Origin of the sequence: Pseudomonas sp. PDM30, assembly GCF_019218985.1 — a bacterium.
In the GTDB taxonomy this organism is placed as follows: domain Bacteria; phylum Pseudomonadota; class Gammaproteobacteria; order Pseudomonadales; family Pseudomonadaceae; genus Aquipseudomonas; species Aquipseudomonas jessenii.
In genome coordinates this window covers 1-1,182 of sequence record NZ_JAHUWM010000024.1, presented here as the reverse complement: position 1 = coordinate 1,182, position 1,182 = coordinate 1, and the positions used below count along the sequence as shown (strand labels likewise).

At 54.5% G+C, this 1,182-nt stretch carries 2 protein-coding genes; both read right to left on the bottom strand.

Features of this window, described 5'->3' with window-relative positions; all coding sequences use genetic code 11:
- Positions 1-815, bottom strand: an 815-nt coding sequence (locus tag KW840_RS28285) for an IS3 family transposase (RefSeq protein WP_256353662.1), incomplete at its 3' end; no start/stop codon positions are given.
- A complete protein-coding gene (locus KW840_RS28800; RefSeq protein ID WP_008047186.1) occupies positions 812-1,117 on the bottom strand; it encodes an IS3 family transposase in 306 nt (101 codons plus the stop codon). The genes KW840_RS28285 and KW840_RS28800, both read right to left, overlap by 4 nt.
- Positions 1,118-1,182 lie beyond the last annotated feature (65 nt).

Sequence of the window (1,182 nt, the reverse complement as noted above, 5' to 3'; positions counted from 1 at the left end):
GCTATTGGCGACAGATAGTTGTTGTAGCTGTGGAGCCTGGTGCGGTTGTAGTACATGAAGAAGCGCACCATATCGGTTTTGGCTTCCTCGATCTTGCTGTAGCCACTACGAGGCACCCATTCTGATTTCAGCGTGCCGAAAAATCGCTCTGTTGGAGCGTTGTCCCAGCACTGCCCGCGATGGCTCATGCTTTGCAATATGTCACGACGCTTCAGTTCTTCTTGAAACTTGCGGCTGGTGTACTGACAGCCCTGATCCGAGTGAAACATCAGTCCCGGAGGGCACGTTCGAACCTCTGTCGCCATGCGTAGCGCCTTGCTGACCAAGTTGGCGTCATTGACCAGCGAAAATGCCCAACCGATGACCCGGCGAGCAAACAAATCGATGACGATGGCCAGATGAACCCAGCGCTCGCCCACCATCAAGCTGGTCACGTCACCACACCAGACCTGATCGACTGCAGCCGGTTTGAAGTTGCGCTTGAGCCGATTGGGCGCGACAAACGCTTCCACTCCCTTGGATCTGAATGGGTGCGGCTGGCGTTGTTTACTGACAATGTTGGCCTCCCTCATCAGCGCTCGGACAAGGCCTCTTCCAACTGCAATGTTTTGGGACTTCAGGCCCTTGCTGATCATTCTGGAGCCCATGGCTTCGCGGCTTTCGCTGTGCAGTTCAACCACTTTGAGCTTGAGCTCTTCGCGCCTGATCCGCGGTTGGGCTCGCCGCTGAAGCCACTCGTAAAAGCTGCTGCGCTTCACATCGAAAACACGACACACGACAGCTGTCGGGAACGACTCTCTTAGTTCCGCAATCATCGAAAACGATCGGGATCCGACATCAAGAGAGCGGTAGCCTTTTTTAAGATCTCGGCTTCCATTTCCATGCGCTTGATCTTGGCCTTTAGTTCCTGGATCTGGCGCTGATCTTCGGTAATCGCCTTGGTGCCTTTGACTGGCTGCCCCTCGCGCTCCTTGCGAACCTGATCGACCCAACGCCGTAAAGCGGTGGGCCCGATATCCAGCGATGCACAAACGTCTGGAACCGGGCAGTTATCATCAAGCACCATGCTGGCAGCATGCAGCTTGAACTCGCGTGTATAGACCTTTCTTTCGTTCATGGAACCTCCAAGTTGGCGAAATCATATCGCCCTTAAGAGGTGTCCGGAATTATTAGGCCAGTTCA

Excerpts from the sequence above, each read along its gene's own strand:
- KW840_RS28800 (WP_008047186.1), bottom strand. The coding sequence starts at position 1,117 with ATGAACGAAAGAAAGGTCTATACACGCGAGTTCAAGCTGCATGCTGCC.